Source organism: Microbulbifer sp. MLAF003, assembly GCF_030012965.1.
GTDB lineage: Bacteria > Pseudomonadota > Gammaproteobacteria > Pseudomonadales > Cellvibrionaceae > Microbulbifer > Microbulbifer variabilis.
Genome location: NZ_CP120232.1, coordinates 3,812,907 through 3,830,520, shown reverse-complemented (window position 1 = coordinate 3,830,520; position 17,614 = coordinate 3,812,907). Strand labels below are relative to the sequence as shown.

At 53.1% G+C, this 17,614-nt stretch carries 16 protein-coding genes and 1 pseudogene; 12 read left to right on the top strand and 5 right to left on the bottom strand.

The features are described from left to right. Positions 1–64 precede the first annotated feature (64 nt). Positions 65–217, top strand: a complete 153-nt coding sequence (locus P3339_RS18355) for a hypothetical protein (RefSeq protein WP_157533368.1) — start codon at positions 65–67, stop codon at positions 215–217. A gap of 93 nt (positions 218–310) precedes the next feature. On the opposite strand, the gene P3339_RS18350 is transcribed toward P3339_RS18355, so the two are convergent. Continuing rightward, positions 311–505, bottom strand: coding sequence for a hypothetical protein (locus P3339_RS18350; protein WP_157533369.1), 195 nt, complete (start codon positions 503–505; stop codon positions 311–313). Positions 506–851: 346 nt separating this feature from the next. Between P3339_RS18350 and P3339_RS18345 the strand changes: the two genes are divergently transcribed. After that, a complete protein-coding gene (locus P3339_RS18345; RefSeq protein ID WP_020412147.1) occupies positions 852–1,001 on the top strand; it encodes a hypothetical protein in 150 nt (49 codons plus the stop codon). A gap of 24 nt (positions 1,002–1,025) precedes the next feature. Here P3339_RS18345 and P3339_RS18340 read toward each other — a convergent pair whose 3' ends face one another. Then, positions 1,026–2,069, bottom strand: coding sequence for a DUF3549 family protein (locus P3339_RS18340; RefSeq protein ID WP_282951475.1), 1,044 nt, complete (start codon positions 2,067–2,069; stop codon positions 1,026–1,028). 19 nt (positions 2,070–2,088) lie between these two features. Continuing rightward, entirely contained in the window at positions 2,089–3,555 is a 1,467-nt protein-coding gene (gene nhaC, locus P3339_RS18335) for a Na+/H+ antiporter NhaC (protein ID WP_282951474.1), read from the bottom strand. Positions 3,556–3,881: 326 nt separating this feature from the next. Here nhaC and P3339_RS18330 point away from each other — a divergent pair, with 326 nt between their 5' ends. The 7 genes and pseudogenes from P3339_RS18330 to P3339_RS18300 all read left to right on the top strand — a co-directional run bounded on the left by P3339_RS18330 (position 3,882) and on the right by P3339_RS18300 (position 11,284). Further along, positions 3,882–5,051: a 1-acyl-sn-glycerol-3-phosphate acyltransferase gene (locus P3339_RS18330; protein WP_282951473.1), complete on the top strand. Its 1,170-nt coding sequence runs from the start codon at positions 3,882–3,884 to the stop codon at positions 5,049–5,051. Positions 5,052–5,140: 89 nt separating this feature from the next. Next, positions 5,141–7,277, top strand: a pseudogene (gene dinG, locus P3339_RS18325) (ATP-dependent DNA helicase DinG). Between the two features lie 93 nt (positions 7,278–7,370). Beyond that, on the top strand, positions 7,371–7,694 hold the full coding sequence (locus P3339_RS18320; RefSeq protein ID WP_282951472.1) for a YqcC family protein: 324 nt from the start codon (positions 7,371–7,373) through the stop codon (positions 7,692–7,694). 297 nt (positions 7,695–7,991) lie between these two features. Continuing rightward, a complete protein-coding gene (locus tag P3339_RS18315; protein WP_020412153.1) occupies positions 7,992–8,684 on the top strand; it encodes an ATP-dependent zinc protease family protein in 693 nt (230 codons plus the stop codon). 54 nt (positions 8,685–8,738) lie between these two features. Continuing rightward, complete coding sequence (locus tag P3339_RS18310; RefSeq protein ID WP_282951471.1) at positions 8,739–9,563, top strand: UUP1 family membrane protein; 825 nt, start codon at positions 8,739–8,741, stop codon at positions 9,561–9,563. Then, on the top strand, positions 9,560–10,270 hold the full coding sequence (locus P3339_RS18305) for a 7TM domain-containing protein (RefSeq protein ID WP_282951470.1): 711 nt from the start codon (positions 9,560–9,562) through the stop codon (positions 10,268–10,270). Before P3339_RS18310 ends, P3339_RS18305 begins: the two co-directional genes overlap by 4 nt. 9 nt (positions 10,271–10,279) lie before the next feature. Further along, positions 10,280–11,284 (top strand): alpha-L-glutamate ligase-like protein, encoded by a 1,005-nt coding sequence (locus P3339_RS18300; RefSeq protein WP_020412155.1) that lies wholly within the window; start codon positions 10,280–10,282, stop codon positions 11,282–11,284. A gap of 79 nt (positions 11,285–11,363) precedes the next feature. Here P3339_RS18300 and P3339_RS18295 read toward each other — a convergent pair whose 3' ends face one another. Further along, entirely contained in the window at positions 11,364–12,524 is a 1,161-nt protein-coding gene (locus P3339_RS18295; RefSeq protein WP_020412156.1) for an acyl-CoA desaturase, read from the bottom strand. Positions 12,525–13,201: 677 nt separating this feature from the next. Between P3339_RS18295 and P3339_RS18290 the strand changes: the two genes are divergently transcribed. After that, positions 13,202–15,205 carry a hybrid sensor histidine kinase/response regulator gene (locus P3339_RS18290; RefSeq protein ID WP_020412157.1) on the top strand — a complete coding sequence of 668 codons (2,004 nt, stop codon included), beginning with the start codon at positions 13,202–13,204 and terminating at the stop codon, positions 15,203–15,205. Between the two features lie 72 nt (positions 15,206–15,277). On the opposite strand, the gene P3339_RS18285 is transcribed toward P3339_RS18290, so the two are convergent. Continuing rightward, complete coding sequence (locus P3339_RS18285; protein ID WP_020412158.1) at positions 15,278–16,081, bottom strand: inositol monophosphatase family protein; 804 nt, start codon at positions 16,079–16,081, stop codon at positions 15,278–15,280. 134 nt (positions 16,082–16,215) lie between these two features. Between P3339_RS18285 and trmJ the strand changes: the two genes are divergently transcribed. Beyond that, positions 16,216–17,007 carry a tRNA (cytosine(32)/uridine(32)-2'-O)-methyltransferase TrmJ gene (gene trmJ / locus P3339_RS18280; RefSeq protein ID WP_282953619.1) on the top strand — a complete coding sequence of 264 codons (792 nt, stop codon included), beginning with the start codon at positions 16,216–16,218 and terminating at the stop codon, positions 17,005–17,007. A 105-nt stretch (positions 17,008–17,112) separates the two neighbouring features. Continuing rightward, positions 17,113–17,589, top strand: a complete 477-nt coding sequence (iscR, locus tag P3339_RS18275; protein ID WP_026304944.1) for a Fe-S cluster assembly transcriptional regulator IscR — start codon at positions 17,113–17,115, stop codon at positions 17,587–17,589. Positions 17,590–17,614: the final 25 nt, after the last annotated feature.

The window sequence follows — 17,614 nt, the reverse complement described above, 5'->3', positions numbered from 1 at the left end:
TGCTGATTAACTCTCTTGTGAGCGGTTTCTTATTGCGAATATCACACAAGCTTATGGTGCATGATTGAAAAAAGCGGGTAATGCTAACGCATTCCAGTCTGTTGGCTGGCGCCCGAAGCGTTACAGTGTATTACAGTGGATAGTTTCCGGTAAGAATGAACTGCTCAAAAGACAAATGCCGCTCGTAAAAGCGGCATTTGGTGGTGATTCATACTAAATAAAGCTTTTCAGAGTAGGTGTCTGTCAGCACCGATTTGGTCAAAACCTCATTTAGTATGAATCACCACGCTGGTTCTGCTTGAAAGTGATTTTACTTCACCACTTTCATGCAGCGTACTCTATCCGAAGCCATCCAGCAGTCAGCATCTGCGGGGCAGGCCATTGAAAGAGGAATTTGTTCAGCGCCAGGAGGGCAGTAAGCTGGAGGTGCCGGAGGGCTACAGCAACCTGCTAGAACCAGTGCACTGATAATTCCGATTAAGTACTTGGCTGGAGTGAAATTCATCCCCTAACTCCTTTCCGTTGATGTAGACATTAGCATAGCCAATAAAACGTCACCTGTTGGTCAGCTTTGTAAAATGCTCTCTACAAAGATACCGCCTAGTTGAGTGTAATAGGCGCAGGGATTAAATAGCTGCCAAGATTAAAGTCTGGAAAAAAGTCGTGCCAATTTATTGTGTTTTGTGCTTTAAAAAGCGAGTTTTTTGCCAGTTTAGGGCGTGTTTAAATTAACGGGGTGTATTTATTTTTTTTGCTTCTTCCAAGTTGGAAAACTTGCTCAAAAGAGAGATTAATTTTAGATGGTTTTTTAATTTTATTTTGAGGGTTTGGGGAAAAGTGGCGGGAAATAAATGATGAAAGGGTGGTTGTTAAAGGAGGATGAAGCAGTGGGAATTGCTGGAAATTTACAACAAGTCTTCAGAGTGAGTCACTCTGTTAGAGGTTGGGAAGAGCTTTTTATTGGTTCATTTAGTGAATTGGTTGAGATATGGCAGCTTTAAAATTATAAAACCGCCGTATTTGAATCAATGAGTGGGTTTGGGCCCATGAAGAAAGTTACCAAAGGTCTGAGCAAGGGTTTCTTCACGTGCAGGGTCACGTAATGCGATTAGCAGGGAGTTTCGTATCTGGGGAATGAACATTAAGTCCGATAGTAATAGGTTAAATGTGCTTTGATCTCCAGTGTGCGCCAAGTTGGTGAGCCAGAGCTTGGTCAGTTCTGGGTTCTCCAGATCAAGTGCGCAGCGACTGCCAATTGCTGCGAGTACTTCTTTGTTCCTAGCCGCGTTAGAGGATTGCAGCAGTTTTTGTAGGAACGACTGGCGCAGCCCTTTAGCTGGCGAGTTTGAGATACCGCGTGCGGCGGCGCAAACCACATTAAAGTCAGGCGTACTATCGGCGAGTAATGTATTGGCTCGAGTGATGATGGCTTCTGCCAGTTGATGGTCGATAGTTTCGTTTTCCAGGCAGTGGCACAAGCTGACAAATACTGGCGCAGCTATCTCTGAAATTTCGCACGTAAGAAGCGCCTTTTCACTTTCCCAGTGAGCGGCAAGGTCAGCAATGCCCTGCAGTGCCAGGTTGTCCCAGCGGGACTCCTGCGGGTTGCGGAAGTAACTGAGTACCGTTTCATAATGAGCGCTGGGCTTGTGTTTCAACAGCAACCCGGTATGGGCATGAAATGCAGCCTGTCGCTCGGTAGAAGGGGTATAGAGAAGGCCGCTCTGTTGTAGCAATTGATCCAGCTGCGCTGCGGATTCAGCGGCAGGCCCCCTTAATTCCTGTGCCAGCGCACGCAGTAGACCATCGCGAGCCTGTAACTGTAATTTACCCTGCTCATCGAGAGGAAAACGCAGGAACCATACCGCTGGCTCGCCGCCTTCGGCGGGTTGCAGTAAAAGCCCGGTCCAAGCCTGGCGCAAGTAGGGGGAAGGCCAGGGCTTTTGACCCGCTTCAAAGGCTTCGGCTGTGGATTTGGATATAGACTGCAGGCGCCGGCCCAGGTCGAACCAGCGCAATTTAAAGTTAGCCTCTTCTATAAGGCTGCTCAGGGTACCGCTTTCACTCATGGGTGACTTATCTACTTCCTTAGGACGCAGTGGCTGCAATAGAGATGGGTTTTTGCTTAAAGTGCAACCAGCCGTATGCAATTGCCAGCAGCGGGCAGATGATATTGAACAGGGCGTAGGGCAAATAATTCCAGGTTCCAATACCGAGAGTTGCGGCCATAAAAGCGCCACAGGTATTCCACGGAATCAATACGGAAGTGATGGTGCCTGAATCCTCTAAGGTGCGTGACAGGTTTAGCCCGTGTAACCCCTTTTCCTTGAAAGCTTCGCGGAACATACGGCCAGGAATAATAATCGCCATATATTGATCGCCAGCAGCTAAGTTCATGCCAAAACAGGTGAGTACGGTGGAGGTCACTAGGCCGCCGACAGTTTTAACGAGTGATAAGACGCCAGTGACAATCACTTGCAGGAAGCCTGCGCGCTCCATGGCTCCACCGAAAGCCATGGCGGAGGTGATCAACCACACGGTATTAAGCATGCTACTCATACCGCCCTTCGATAGCAGTGCGGCCACGTTTTCATTACTGGAAGTGGACTTGTAGCCGTCGAACAAGCTGTACCAGGCGCCTTTAAGGGCTGCCAGGGTACCCTCTCCACCGCCCAGGCGGCGTGCGGCTTCAGGTTCAAAAATCAGGGCAATCGCACAGCCAACCAGGGAGCCGATGATCAGGGTAGGGAAGGCTGGGACTTTGCGCCAGGCCATGGCCAACAGCAATACGAGGGGTAATAAGCTGATAAGCGAGATCTTAAATTCGCTTTTTAGTGCGGCTAACAACGATTCGATATCACTGGCGGAGGCACTGCTGGCTTCAGAGGTGAAGCCGAGGAAAGCAAAAGCGATCAGGGCGATTGCGAAAGCCGGGATAGCGGTGGACATCATGTGGCGGATATGCTGAAACAGGTCATTTGACGTTACCGCTGCGGCCACATTGGTGGTGTCGGAGAGGGGGGACATCTTGTCGCCAAAATAGGCGCCTGAAATCACTGCGCCAGCGGTAACTTCCAGGGACAGGCCGAGGGCGCCAGCGATCCCCATCAGAGCTACGCCCAGGGTGCCGGCGGTAGTCCAGCTGGAGCCAATACTGAGGCCTACGACGGCACAGATAATACAACTGGCGGCATAGAACCACTGGGGTGAGAGAATCTGTACGCCGTAAAAGATCATAGAGGGTACAGTGCCGGCCAGTATCCAGCTGCCGATCAGGGCGCCCACTGCCAGTAGAATTAGAATAGCGCCAAAGACCAGGCCGATGCCGTGCAGCATGCCGCCTTCCATATCGCTCCAGCTGTGACCATTCTTCATACCCATCAGGGCGACCACACAGGCGCATAACAGCAACGCAATCTGGTTCGGGCCGTAGGAGGAATCGGCACCGTAGAAATAAACAGACAGGGATAACAGGGCGATCAGGATCCCTAGTGGGATCAGCGCATCCAGCAGGCTGGGCTTGCGCGGTTCATTATTGGGGCTGGCTTGAGACAAGGTGAACTCCTGCTTGACTGCGTGGCTAGTGCCGTTTTCGTTATCGTTGTTTTTGCCGTCGGCGACGGTTGATCCTCCTATTCTCTCGGCTTGGGGCGGTGAAGTCTACTTTGAATAGAGAACCGAACAGGAGGACCTTTTCACTGACTGACCCGTCTAAGCATGCTTTCATCACTCTCATCAGGTATCTGGTTGGGAGAGGTGCTAGCAGTTCGGCGAGGCTTCCGGTATGTTCTGCGCCGATTTCTTATCCCGGCTAGCCTTAGCCGCACAATAAAATGAGCCAGGGCCACTTGAAGTTAGTAGGTCCGGCAGGTAGTGATTTCATGAGAGCAAGTGAGTTAGACCCCGCTCAATTCGAGGATATGCGCCCCTATCGCGATGATGAGGTGCGCACTGTACTGGACCGGTTGATTGCCGATCCAGAAATGTCCCATGCCGTAGCGCACTTCCTGATTCCTAAGTTGGCGCGCCTTGAAGGTCCGCTGGCTTGGTTGGTACGTCAATTTCTACGCTTTGAATTCCGCAATGTACACGATGTGCGCGGCGTGCAAGCGATTGTGGATAAATACATTGACAAGGTGGTGAGCCGTACCACCTCTGGCTTGACTATCTCTGGGTTGGATACTCTGCCCAGGGATCGCGCCTGCCTATTTGTGAGCAATCACCGGGATATTGCCATGGACCCTGCCTTTGCGATTGTGTCCATGTATAAGGAAGGGCATGAGACCTCTCGAATCGCTATTGGCGATAACCTGCTCAGCAAGCAGTTTGCCAGTGACATTATGAAGCTCAATAAGTGCTTTACGGTCAAGCGCAGTTCCGGCAGCCGTCGCGAGAAGCTGGCAGCGGCGAGCCAGCTATCCAATTACATTTATTACTCTATCGTCAACGAAAACGAGCATGTGTGGATTGCACAGCGCTCGGGCCGTGCCAAGGATGGGTTGGATCGCACCAATCCGGCCCTCGCAGCCATGTTTGCAATGACCAAGGATCGGGATACGCCTTTTGCCGAGTTCTGGAAGAAGCTGCACATTGTGCCGTTGTCCATCTCTTACGAATGGGATCCCTGTGATGGCCAGAAGGCCAAAGAACTTTACGTCACTGAGCACAAGGAAGAGTATAAAAAGGCCAAGAATGAAGACCTTGCCTCCATCGGTAAGGGGGTTATTGGCCAGAAGGGGCGCGTTCATACCGCTTTTGGCACCCCGATCGAAGGAGACTTCGACGATGTAAACAGCCTGGCTGAAGAGATTGACCGCCAGATTGTGGGCAACTATGTCCTGCACCCCACCAATTTAATCGCCTATGAGATGCTTTATGGTGATGTATGTGGCTTGCCGGTGGGTTACCCATCAAAGCCATGGGATCCCAGGGATTACGAGGAAACCCGAGAGAAGTTCAAGACGCGTATGGCCAAAGTTGATGAGCGCTGGCGCGACAAAGCTATCCAGGCCTATGCCAATCCGGTGGTATCCCGTCTGGCATTTGAATGATCACTGGTTGGGTGGAGTGGTGGCGAGAGTGTGCTTAGTGGATAATAGCGCCCCTTGCGCCACTCACTAGCGAATAGATTCCACTTCCTGTGCTCAACGACAAACACAAAACCGCCATCCAGGCCGCCTATAGCCAATTCCTGTCCAGCCGTGGGCTTAAGGCCCGTTACGGGCAGAAGCTAATGGTGGCGGCCATCGCCCGTACGCTTGGGGCTATAAGCCAGAATGCCAGCGGCGAACGCGATGTGGAAAAGAGCGATGGTGAGCATATTTGTGTGGTTGAGGCTGGTACAGGTACGGGCAAGACAGTGTCCTATCTCCTCTCAGCTATCCCTCTGGCTCAGGCCCAGGAAAAGACCCTGGTGATTTCTACTGCCACTGTGGCTCTGCAAGAGCAGATTATCTACAAGGATCTGCCTGAAGTTGCTCGCCATAGTGGTCTGAAGTTTGAATACAGTCTGGCAAAGGGGCGAGGTCGTTACCTATGCCTGTCTAAGCTGGACCAACTACTTTCCAGTTTCTCCGCAAGTGGCACCGGTATTTCCCTCGGCCTCTATGAAGACGAGTTACCCCAAGTGGAAGCGGAGAGCATTGCCCTCTACCAGAAGATGACCGACAGCCTGGCAGCCGGCAGCTGGGATGGTGATCGTGATAACTGGGCAGATGCGATTGAAGCCGATGACTGGAGCCGGGTGACTACAGACCACCGTCAGTGCAGTGGCCGTCGATGCCCTCATGTAACTAACTGCAGCTTCTTTCGCGCTCGAGAGAATTTGGGCAAGACCCAGGTAATCGTGGCCAATCATGACTTGTTGTTGGCAGACCTGGCTCTGGGGGGGCGCTATATTGCCGCCGCCGGAAGAGACAATTTATGTACTCGATGAGGCCCACCACTTACCAGATAAAGCACTAAATCATTTTTCCCACCACAGCCGGGTTGGTGCCTCCACTGGTTGGCTGGACCAGGTCAATAAAGTACTGGGGCAAATGCTGGGGGAAATTGGTGATGGTGCGGAATTGGATCGCTGCGGTGAACAGCTGCCAGCGGTACTGACCTCGGCCAAACAGGGCCTTGAGCAGATGTGGCCCTTGATTGAGGAGTTGTGCGAATTTGAGGATGAACGCGGTAACACCACCCGCCACCGTTTTGAGGGCGGTGTGGTGCCGGAGACCATGGCACAGCTTGCAGAAAAATTGCGCGAGGATTTCGACGAGCTGGAGAGCTTGTTCAATAAAATGCTGCAAACAGCCCAGAGAATGCTGGAAGATGCACATTCACCTGTGCCGATTGTGGACTTGGAGCGCTGGTATCCACAATTGGGCAGCTGGTATGGCCGTGCCGAAGCCAACCTGCAGCTCTGGGCCAATTATGCCCGCCCCGATACTGGCGGTGCCTTGCCGCAGGCGCGGTGGGTAACCCTGGTGGACTGGGGTGGCTCTACTGATTTTGAGGTGTGCAGCTCACCGATACTCGCGGGTAAAGCTCTGGAGTACAGCCTGTGGCGACGTTGTTACGGTGCGGTGCTTACCTCAGCCACGCTGACCGCATTGGGTAAGTTTGACCGTTTGCGCATGCGAGCAGGTACCCCGGACAATGCCAGTTACCAAGTGGTACCTAGTCCCTTTGATTTCTCTCGGGCCACTTTGCAGGTTCCTGCCAGCGCAGTGGATGCAGGCAATGCAGACCGCCATACAGATGCGGTGATTGATGCCTTGCCGGAACTACTCAATGGCAGTGGTGGTTCTCTGGTGCTGTTTTCCTCTCGCAGGCAGATGGAAACTGTTTACGAGTCGCTGCCAGGCACCTGGCGCAATCGCATACTGATGCAGGGGCAGAAGTCCCGCCAACAGTTGCTGGATAGCCACCGAGAAATAATCGATGGAGGAGGTAACAGCGTTCTGTTCGGGCTCGCCAGTTTTGCCGAGGGGGTTGACCTTCCCGGTGACTACTGTCGCCATGTAGTGATTGCCAAGTTGCCTTTTGCCGTGCCGGATGACCCAATTGAGGCTGCACTGGCAGAATGGATTGAGGCCAAGGGTGGTAACCCCTTTATGCAGATTACTGTGCCCGATGCGGCCTTGAAGCTGGTTCAGGCCTGTGGTCGCCTACTGCGGGCTGAGGGGGATAGCGGTACTGTCACTCTGCTGGATCGGAGAGTAGTTACCCGGCGCTACGGTCAGGCAATACTTAACTCACTACCGCCCTTCAGTCGCCGAATCGAGTAATCTCTTATAAGTACTCCGACTTTCTCTGTCAGTGTGTGCGGGGTGCGTGAATCTTATTGCTGCGCAAATTGAGCAGCTCTGGTATTGGATGATATGCAAGCTATTTATTCTGAAGTTGCCGATCAATTATTGATTCTTGAGGCGGAGCTGCGCCGCATGGAGTTGTGGCAAAGTGAGCCGCCGCCGGCGGAGGCACTGGCCAGTTCGGAGCCATTTTGTGTTGATACCCTGACTCTGCCCCAGTGGTTGCAATTTATCTTCTTACCGCGCATGCGGGTGATGATTGAGCAGGAAATGCCGCTTCCCCGGGAGTGCAGTATTGCCCCCATTGCGGAGGAGTTTTTCAAGACCCGCGGTGGTGCCGAAGAGCTGATAGTAATCCTTGAGCAGATAGACCAGCGCTTACGGCTTGGCTGATACAAGTAGGAGCGATACCCATCTCTGCCTGCCGGGTGTCGCCACTTCCATTCCTCCATGTCTTTCTGATGCTGACTGTCTGTTGTCCCTATTTGGATTGCAAAGATCTGGCGCATGTCACATTGTGGCGCTTGCATAGCCCGGCTGGATGGAGATCCCTGTTCACTAGGCTCTGTCATAGGCTAATATCGACTTTTTGCTTGGCGTGGGGAGGAATTTCCCCACGTTTTACCGTGAACGCTGCTGAGACGGTATGGTCGGATTGAAATGCTAATGGGGCTAGAGGTAATCGTTAGGATGCAGAAATTTTCCCTTCTGTGGTTATTGGTGGCGGTCCAGCTTTTGGCGGGCTGCCAATCTGTATTGTATCCCGGTAAGGAGCGCACTCAACCGGCGTCAGTGGGAACACAGCAGACAGAGCCGCAGGGTGAATTGGTACAGTGCCCTGAGCCCGTGGAAGTGATTTGTGCCGAACCGGAAGTCAGGGTTGTTGAGAAGGTTATCGAACGAAGCGTTGAAAAAGTAGTCGAAGTGCCCGTTGCCAAGGACAAATTGGTGCTCGGAGCAGTGGAACAAGTCTCCGTTGAGCCCTCTGGCCTGGTAATAGAATCCATTGTCGATACAGGTTCACCGACCTCCACTTTGCGCGCCCAGGCGCTGACCCGCTTCGAGCGAGACGGCGAAGACTGGATCAGAATCCAGCTGACCAGGGCCGATGGTGATGGCAAGGCCAGGCCCGTGTCTGTGGAGTTGCCGGTCAAGCGGCATATCCGCGCTACACGGCTCGGTTTTCCCAGCCAGCGGCGTCCGGTGGTGGAAATGAACCTCACCGTGGGGAGTATCACCCATATGGTTGAGGTCAGCCTGACAGACGAGGGCGGCACTGATGTTTTGATGCTGCTGGGACGCAATTTCCTCAAAGACGCCGCAGTTGTCGATGTGAGCCGTCGCAATGTTCAGGGCCCACCCCAAATATCCGGGGGCAAATAGGCCGAGTTGAAAGTTAGGTTCCGATTGGAACCGTAGATTTACGGGGAAGGGCGAATGTCGCCGCGTGTCCAAGTTTATGTCATTGCGGCATTGCTCGCATTGATCGGAGCGGGTCTTACCGCATACAAACACTTCGAATTAGGTTTTCCACTACTGCCGGGCGAATACCGCACCGTTTGGACCATTGAGGCCAAAGTGGGCTTTGATGCGGAGGGTGGGCCTGTCAAGGCAGCCCTTACACTGCCCCGTGAGCAGCGCAATATGGAAATTCTTGGGGAGACATTCAGCTCTTCAGGTTTTGGCTTTTACATTGCCCGTGAAAACGATGAGTATCGGGCAATCTGGACACGCCGCTCGGCAGAAGGGGCCCAGTCCCTATTTTACCAGTTGGATGTTTATCAGACTCCCGGCGCTGCCCTTGAACAGCCCCTGAATCTCAGTACCGAAGTGCAGAAACCCTTCCTCGGTGCGCGAGAGCAAGAGGCCGTGCGCCTGGCTATCAATTCTTTGGTACAGCAGGCCCGTGAGCGCTCCTCCGATGTGGAATCTTTTACCACCCAGCTGCTGTTTGAGCTGAATGATGACGGCAACCAGGATCGCAACCTGGTCTTTCGTCATTATGCTGATAGCTCCCTGGTAGATGTAGCTCTATTGATGCTGGCTACTGCTGATATTCCCGCCCATCGAATTCGCGGTCTCTATCTTGAAGATGACCGGCGCCGGCTGACACCCGAGGACCTTCTAGAAGTCTACGATGGCAGGCGTTGGATCGTGTTTGAGCCCAACAGTGGCATGCCCGGTGTGCCGGAAAACTTTTTATTTGGCAGCGTGGCGGCAAGAGCCTGCTGGACCTGGAGGGTGGGCGTAACTCTCAAGTGACTTTTTCGGTGATTGCCAATGATGTACCCGCACGAGATGTTTCCATGCGCAGTACCAGCCAGGATAAAGAGGCCCTGGTTGATTTCTCTATCTACAGCCTGCCCATTGAACAACAGAGTATTTTCAAACTGATTCTGCTGGTACCCGTAGGGGCCTTGGTAGTGGTGCTACTGCGAGTATTTGTAGGGTTGCGCACCTCCGGTACCTTTATGCCGGTGCTGCTGGCGATTGCCTTTATCGAGACCCAGCTGATTACCGGACTCTCCATCTTTGTGCTTATCCTGGTGCTGGGATTATGGGTGCGTTTCTATTTAAGCCGGCTCAACTTGTTATTGGTGTCGAGGATCGCCGCCGTAGTGGTAACGGTGGTGCTCATAATGGGAATGATCAGTGTGGTTAGTTTCAAGCTCGGTATCGAGCAGGCGCTGACAGTCACTTTCTTCCCAATGATTATTCTGGCCTGGACCATCGAGCGTATGTCAATCGTGTGGGAGGAAGACGGCCCCTATGAGGTGATTGTCCAGGCCGGTGGTAGCCTTCTGGTGGCAGTGCTGGCCTGGTGGGTGATGACCAATCGATATGTTGAGCACTGGACATTCAACTTCCCTGAACTGTTATTGGTGCTGTTGGGCTTTATTCTGGTGATAGGTAATTACACCGGTTATCGCCTCAGCGAACTGATGCGCTTTCGGCCTCTGGTCAGGTAGGAGGTTGTTATGCTTCACTTTTCGTTCAAGCATATGATCAATAAGGTACGCGGTGGAGTAGTTTCACCGCTGACCTTGAACGATATCGGTGTGCTCGGTATGAATGCGCGTAATATTAATTACATCGCGCGTTACAACGACCGTAAAAAATATCCCATCGTTGATGACAAACTGAATACCAAGCACGCCGCAAAAAAGGCGGGAATCCCTGTGCCTGAACTGATTGAGGCCTTTGAGACTCCTGCCAGTCGCAAGCGGGTTATGGAAGTGATTGACCCCCTTTGGCAGTTTGTGATTAAGCCGGCACGTGGATCGGGGGGCAAAGGCATCCTGGTGATTGCGGGGCGCAATGGTGATAAATACAAGAAAATTTCCGGCTCGGAAATCGAAGCATTGGATATTTTGCGCCACGTTAATAATATCCACAGCGGCCTATACAGTCTCGGCGGCAAGCCCGACCGGGTAATGGTGGAGTCTCTGGTGGATTTCGATCCGGTCTTCCAAAGCTACTCCTTTGAAGGCGTGCCGGATATCCGTGTGATTGTATTCCGTGGGTTTCCGGTGATGGCGATGCTGCGTTGCTCCACTCACGACTCCGATGGTAAGGCCAATTTGCACCAGGGGGCTGTTGGAGTTGGCATCGACCTGGCTACCGGAAATAGCTGTCACGCTGTGCAGCGGGGTCTACGGATTAATCGTCACCCGGATACCGAGGTGCATTTCGATCAGTTAAAAGTACCGGGTTGGTATGATCTGGTGCGTTTGGCGGCAAGTTGCTATGAAATGACTGATCTAGGGTACCTGGGTTGCGATATTGTCCTGGACCGTGCGCGGGGCCCGCTTCTCTTGGAAGCTAATGCTCGTCCCGGCCTCGCCATCCAGGTAGCCAATGGCGTCGGTCTGCGACGGCGCCTTAAGTTTATTGAGGAGCTGGATGAGGATATGCTCAATAAAAATGTGGATGAGCGGGTGGCTTTTTCTATGCGCGAATTTGCGGCTGACAAAGGGTTTTAGGGGGAGTCTTGCCACTTGAAAATTTTGATCCCGGCAATGCTAATGCTTGCCGGGATTTGTAAATGAAGCAGGCTGCCCTCTAGGTCGCTGTGAGAGGGCATAAGTGAAATTGATTCATCACCATCTTTAAGCGTTTACTCTGCATTTTTAGGGAATATTCTAATTCCCGGATTTTTGTCTGGATTTCTTTCAGTTCCCACCGGGGTGGGGGCTCTTGCCGCGCTTTATTATTTCGACGGATTTGTAAGTTGCTCCACTTGCTGTTTACGTCGGCAAGATGCTGTTCCTCCTTCGCTAGCCATTTTTGCCAAAACTCTCTGTATCGGGAGTCAGCCAGTCTCTGTCTGGCTTCTTCAAACAAAGTTGTGAGGTGTGCCTTATAGGCCTGAATCGTCGCTGCTTTTTTCAGATTTCGGGTAATACCGACCCAGCTCAGCACCTTGACCATCCACTTGGTTGGGTCGTACTGGTACCAGCGAATACCACTTCGATAGTCAATCTGGAATGTGTGATGGTAGTTGTGATAACCCTCACCAAAAGTAAACAGGTTGAGGAAGGGGTTGTCCCGTGCAGTGATGTCTGTGCGAAATGGGCGCTTTCCCCACATGTGTCCGAGGGAATTAATCATAAATGTGGTGTGATGATTAACGACTACACGCAATACCCCGGCAAGCAAAAACATACCAATAATATCGCCGGTCAAAGCTCCCAGTGCGATAGGTAGGCCGATATTCATTGCCAGGGTAATGGGTACGTAGTGGTTGAACTGCCACATAACGATCTTATCGCGTTTCAGGTCATTCACATTTTTGTAATCCAGGCGACCACTCGGGTAGTCGTGCATCATCCAATCGATATGGGAGAACCAGAAGCCGCGTTTGGCTGAATAGGGGTCTCGGTCATTATCGTCAATGTGGCGATGGTGATGACGGTGGGCGGCACACCAGTTTAGCGTGGTGTTTTGCAGTGCAGCGGCAGTAAATAAGGCAAATAAAAGGCGTAATGACCAGTGTGCCTCATAACTCCGATGCGACCACATACGATGGTTGCCTGCAGCAACCGAAAAACTGCATAGGGCGCCGTACACGGCAAAAACAAGCCACTGATACCAATGGTAGCCATGGATCACACCATAGATAGGCACCGCAGTCAGCGCTAAAAAGCCGGTACTGGAAAAAAGTATTGTGGGAATCCAAAAGCATTTGCGTTTATCTGAGTTAACGGTAGAGGCTGTGCGCATGTTTTGTTCCGGTTCAAACTGCTCCAGGTAGAAATGGTGAAATTGACGCTCAGTTCCATGGAAAAATCTGCCTTGGAACCCCGCTTTATCGCCACCTTGTTAGTCACATTGATTCAAAGATAGTCGTTGAGCGAGTCGGAGGTTGGCGGTTAATTCCCAATCTGCTGGTTGATAGGCTGAGTTATGATTCCCAGTGGCGAGAGATGCCTAGAGATTGGTATCTCACTTCAGTAAGTGTTATTCGGTAGGATCTGGTGCACTATTCTGGCGCAAAAGAAGAAGCTGAAGTCACTTATTGGTTCACGATTGTCAGGATATTAATTAAGGTGCTGGACTATCGGCCCCCGAGATATTGGAGTTTCAATAGTTGGCATGGCAATTGCTTTGACTAATTGTGCGGGAAGCATGACCCGCACTTCGGGAAGAATGCACGAGGTTATGGCAAACCGTCTCCTCTGAGTAACTTCCCGTTTTCTCTCATCATCGCTGATTACGGCCCCGCTTTGCGGGGCCTTTTTTATCTGTCACAGCATTTCCGTTTGAAACAATTCTTTAAGTTTGTGACCTCTTGTAGAATTCCCGCAGATGTTATTGCCGGGTGAATAGACGCCCTTTTTACTACTCGGTATAAATGACCCATTTCTACCGCAAGCGAATACCAACAAATTGAGCGCAGTGTGTCCGAGTCACAAGTTTCAGGCCAACCTCCCCTCCTATTCCAGCTGGCTACCTCCGATGAGCTGCACACTTTGGATGCTGCTCGGCTTACCCGACAAGCTGCGAACCTGCAGGGATTATTGCAGGATGTAGATTGCGGGCTGTGGGAGTGGCATTTGAAAACCGGTGCCCAGAGAGCCCAGGGAGATATTTGGCTCCTGTTTGCAGACAGCGCCCGCGGTGCATTGGAATCCCTTTGGACTGGCAGTGAGCTGCGCCAGGTCCATATAGATGAGCGCGATCGTATTTTTGCTTTGCGAGAGCAGATTAACGGTGTTGGTGGCTACTTTGATACTTGTTTCCGCGCTTATGATGTCTCAGGCCAGTTGCGTTGGCTGAGGGTATGGGGTAGGACGATTCACAGCAGTGATTCCAATGGAACAATCGCTATCGGCAGCTGTGCCGATTACAGTGAAGCCCTATCACAGAGCTATCTTTCAAACCTACCGGCTGAGCGCCCCTTACAGGCTCTCTCTGGTGTTGGCGATGGCTTGTGGGAATGGGATCTGCGTGCAGATGAGATGGTGTTAGACGATGCCTGCTGGAGCATACTCGGTTATGAGGTGAGCCCCATTCGCAGTATCGGGCGTTCGGCTGCGGCACAGTGGAAGGCCAGGGTGTTGTCTGAAGATGCTTCCCGGGTCGAGCAGGCCATGCAGGACCACGTGCGTGAGCGCCTTCCCCTTGATGTTGAATTTCGCCTGTGGCGTTCTGATGGAAGTATTGTCTGGGTGCGCTGCCGGGGTAAGGCCCAGCTCAACAGTCGCGGCCAGCCGGTACGGGTATTAGGTACCCTGCAGGATATCAGTGGTAGCCGCGAGACTTTATCGCGAGTGGAGCGGGAGCTACAGCAGCAGCGCGAAGAGAATGCGCATCGTGCAGATCTGCTTTTTAGTCTGAGTCACGAACTGCGTACCCCACTGAATGCGATACTGGGCTATAGCCAGATGGTGGAACTGGACCAGACCCTCAATTCGGACCAGCGGCAGAGGCTGGGAGAGATTCGTCGCGCCGGCCAGCATTTATTGCACTTGGTTGGGGATGTGCTCGAACTGGCTCGTATTGATAGCCGGCGCCTCGGTCCGTCAATGGAATCCATTCGCCCTGCGGAGCTTGTAGCCGAGTGCAAGCGTCTACTTGAGCCCCTGGCTGAAACTCGCCGGGTGAGCCTTGTTTTTGAGCCTCTGGGTTGGGAGTCCGCATATATTTGCGCGGATCCGGTGCGCTATAAACAGGTGGTTCTCAATCTCGCTGGCAATGCGGTGAAGTACAACCGGGAAAATGGTCGCGTCATTATCAACTTTGCCCCAGAGGCTGAAGGCTGGTTACGCTTGAGTATCCTCGATACGGGTAAAGGTATCCCACCGGAGCGGCGTACCGAAGTGTTCGAGCCATTTAATAGGCTGGGCGAGGAAAAAGGTCATATTGAGGGCACGGGTGTGGGGCTTGCGATTGCCAAGCGCTTGACCGAGGCCATGGGTGGGCGCATTGATTTTGATAGCCAGGAGGGGCAGGGATCGATTTTTTGGATCGAGTTTCCCATGATTGATGCTCCTGACGCGCTGATGTCTTTTTCTGCCCAGCCGGAGGTGCCGTCACATTTGCCTGAGGGGCGCCTATTGCTTGTGGATAACCGCCCTACAGCTGCGAGCAGGCTGAAAGAAATGTTGAAAGATACCCCGCAGATCCAGTGCCTGGTAGCCACTGATGTTGTGGAGGCGATTTTTATTGCGCGAACTATGCATCCCGAAGTGTTGCTGTTTCACAGTGAACTGCCGGGTATGTCTGCGGCGGACCTGGTGCGTATCCTTGAGGAGGATATTTCCACTCGGTCGACGCGTTTTGTGTTGGTTGGTGAAAATCCTACAGGGGAGAGTCACCCAATGTTGCCGGATCAATTCGATTTTGTGCAGCTTTCGAAAGTGCTGGCGGAGAGCCTTGTGAGTGCAGGCCGATCTACCTGAAATGCACTCAGGTTGTACTGAGGAAAAGTTGTAAATTACCCGGCCATTAGCCGGGTAATTTACATCGCGGGGTTAGCGGATACCACCGAGGTGCTTGCCCACGATTTGTATCAGGGGCTTGAATACTTTGGGGGTGGCGCACACCAGATTGCCGGAATCCAGGTAGTCTTCCCCTCCGCGGAAGTCACTGATCAGGCCGCCTGCCTCTTTTACTAGCAGGGAGCCCGCGGCGATATCCCAGGTGTTCAAGTACATTTCCCAGAAACCGTCAAAGCGACCAGCTGCAACATAGGCCAGGTCCAGGGCTGCGGCGCCTGGGCGGCGGATACCAGCGGTCTGCCCGGCGATTTCTTTCAGGGCGGATAGGTAGGGGTCGATGTTTTCCAGGGCCGGGCCATTAAAGGGCAGGCCAGTACCGATCAGCGCTCCGCGCATGCCCTGGCGCGGGGATACCCTGATGCGGCGTCCGTTCAGAGCAGCACCGCGACCACGACTTGCGGTGAATTCCTCTCGTTTAATCGGATCCAGCACCACGGCATGTTCAATGCGACCGCGATAGCGGCAGGCGATGGAAATCGCAAACTGGGGTACGCCATGGATAAAGTTAGTGGTGCCGTCGAGAGGATCGATAATCCATTCGTAATCGGGTTCCGCACCCTCCAGCAAGCCGCTTTCTTCTGCGCGAATGCTGTGTTTGGGATAAGCCTTGCGAAGGTGATAGATGATCTCCTGCTCGCTGGCTTTGTCCACTTCAGTGACGAAATCGTTGCGCGCTTTCTCCTCGAATTTCATCAGGTCGCCGCGCTCCCAGGCCCGTTCGATCAGTTCTCCGGCCTTGCGCGCCGCGCGCAGGGCAATATTTAGCATGGGTTCCATAACTATTCCGCACTAAGTGGTTGAAGGGGTTAAAAAGCAGACTGCGAGTTGACCGCAGCGGACGCGATTGTAGGGATTCCCATCCATTTTTGCTACACTCGCGCGCCCCCATGACACCGATTTATTACTTCAGTATGGCCAAGTCCCCTTTAGATACGACTCCGCTCAATGCGCTCGACAATGTGCGCGTGGTTTTGGTTAACAGTGCCCACCCCGGTAATATCGGAGGTGCGGCGCGCGCGTTAAAGAATATGGGCTTGAGCCAACTTTGCCTGGTGGCTCCGCGTGAATTCCCGGCGGCCAACGCAATTTGGCGCGCGGCGGGGGCGGCGGAGTTGCTGGATAGCGCTGTGGTTGTAGATACCCTGGAGGAAGCGGTAGCGGATTGTGGTCTGGTGGTGGCAACCAGTGCCCGAGAGCGCCGTATACCCTGGCCACTGCTGACCCCGCGCCAATGTGGTGAGCGAGCGGTCGCGGAGGCGCCAAGCCACCCGGTGGCGCTGGTCTTTGGGCGCGAAGACCGTGGGCTTACCAATGAAGAGCTTCAGGCCTGTAACTTCCATGTACATATCCCGGCAAATCCGGAATACAGTTCCCTGAACCTGGCAACTGCTGTGCAGGTACTGGCTTACGAAGTGCGTATGGCCGCCTTGGAGGCCGAAAAGGGGGAGCCGCTGAACTATGCCGACTGGGATCGCCCCCCAGCCAAGGCCAGCGATATGGAACTGTATTTTGATCACCTGCAGGAGTCCCTCGGCGAGCTGGGCTTTATCGACCCTGACAACCCCCGTCAGACTATGACCCGCTTGCGTCGACTATTTAGTCGAGTGCGCCCTGATGATATGGAGCTGGGTATCCTCCGCGGCATGCTGACCTCTATCCAGAATTACATCCATCGCACAGGAGGTAAGGGGCGCCCCGACTAGGTAAATACCCGAGTTGGGCGGGGGGTTATATACTTGACTGTAGTGCTGGGTTATTCCATACTCGCGCCCCGATCGGAAAAGGCTGTACATCAGTTTGGAGCTGATATGCGTTTGACTACTAAAGGCCGCTATGCGGTCACCGCCATGCTGGATCTGGCGTTACACGCAGAGCGTGGGCCGATCAGCCTAGCGGATATTTCCAAGCGCCAGGGTATTTCCCTGTCTTATCTGGAACAGTTGTTTTCCCGCCTGCGCCAATCTGGTTTGGTTTCCAGTGTACGTGGTCCCGGTGGCGGCTATCGCCTGGCCCGTGACGGCGAAGAAATTTATGTGGCACAGATTATCGATGCGGTAAATGAATCTGTGGATGCCACCAGTTGCGGTGGCAATGCCGATTGCGCCAATGGCGAACAGTGCCTGACACACTATCTCTGGTCTGATTTAAGCGACCAGATTCATGGTTTTCTGAGTGGTATCAGCCTGGCCAACCTTGTGGCTCGTGCGGAGGTGCAGGAAGTAGCGCGTCGACAGGATATGCGTGAGACACCGGAAGAGCGCATCGCCGTACTTGGCGGACTATAAGTGCCGGCCCGGTTGGGGCCGGGAC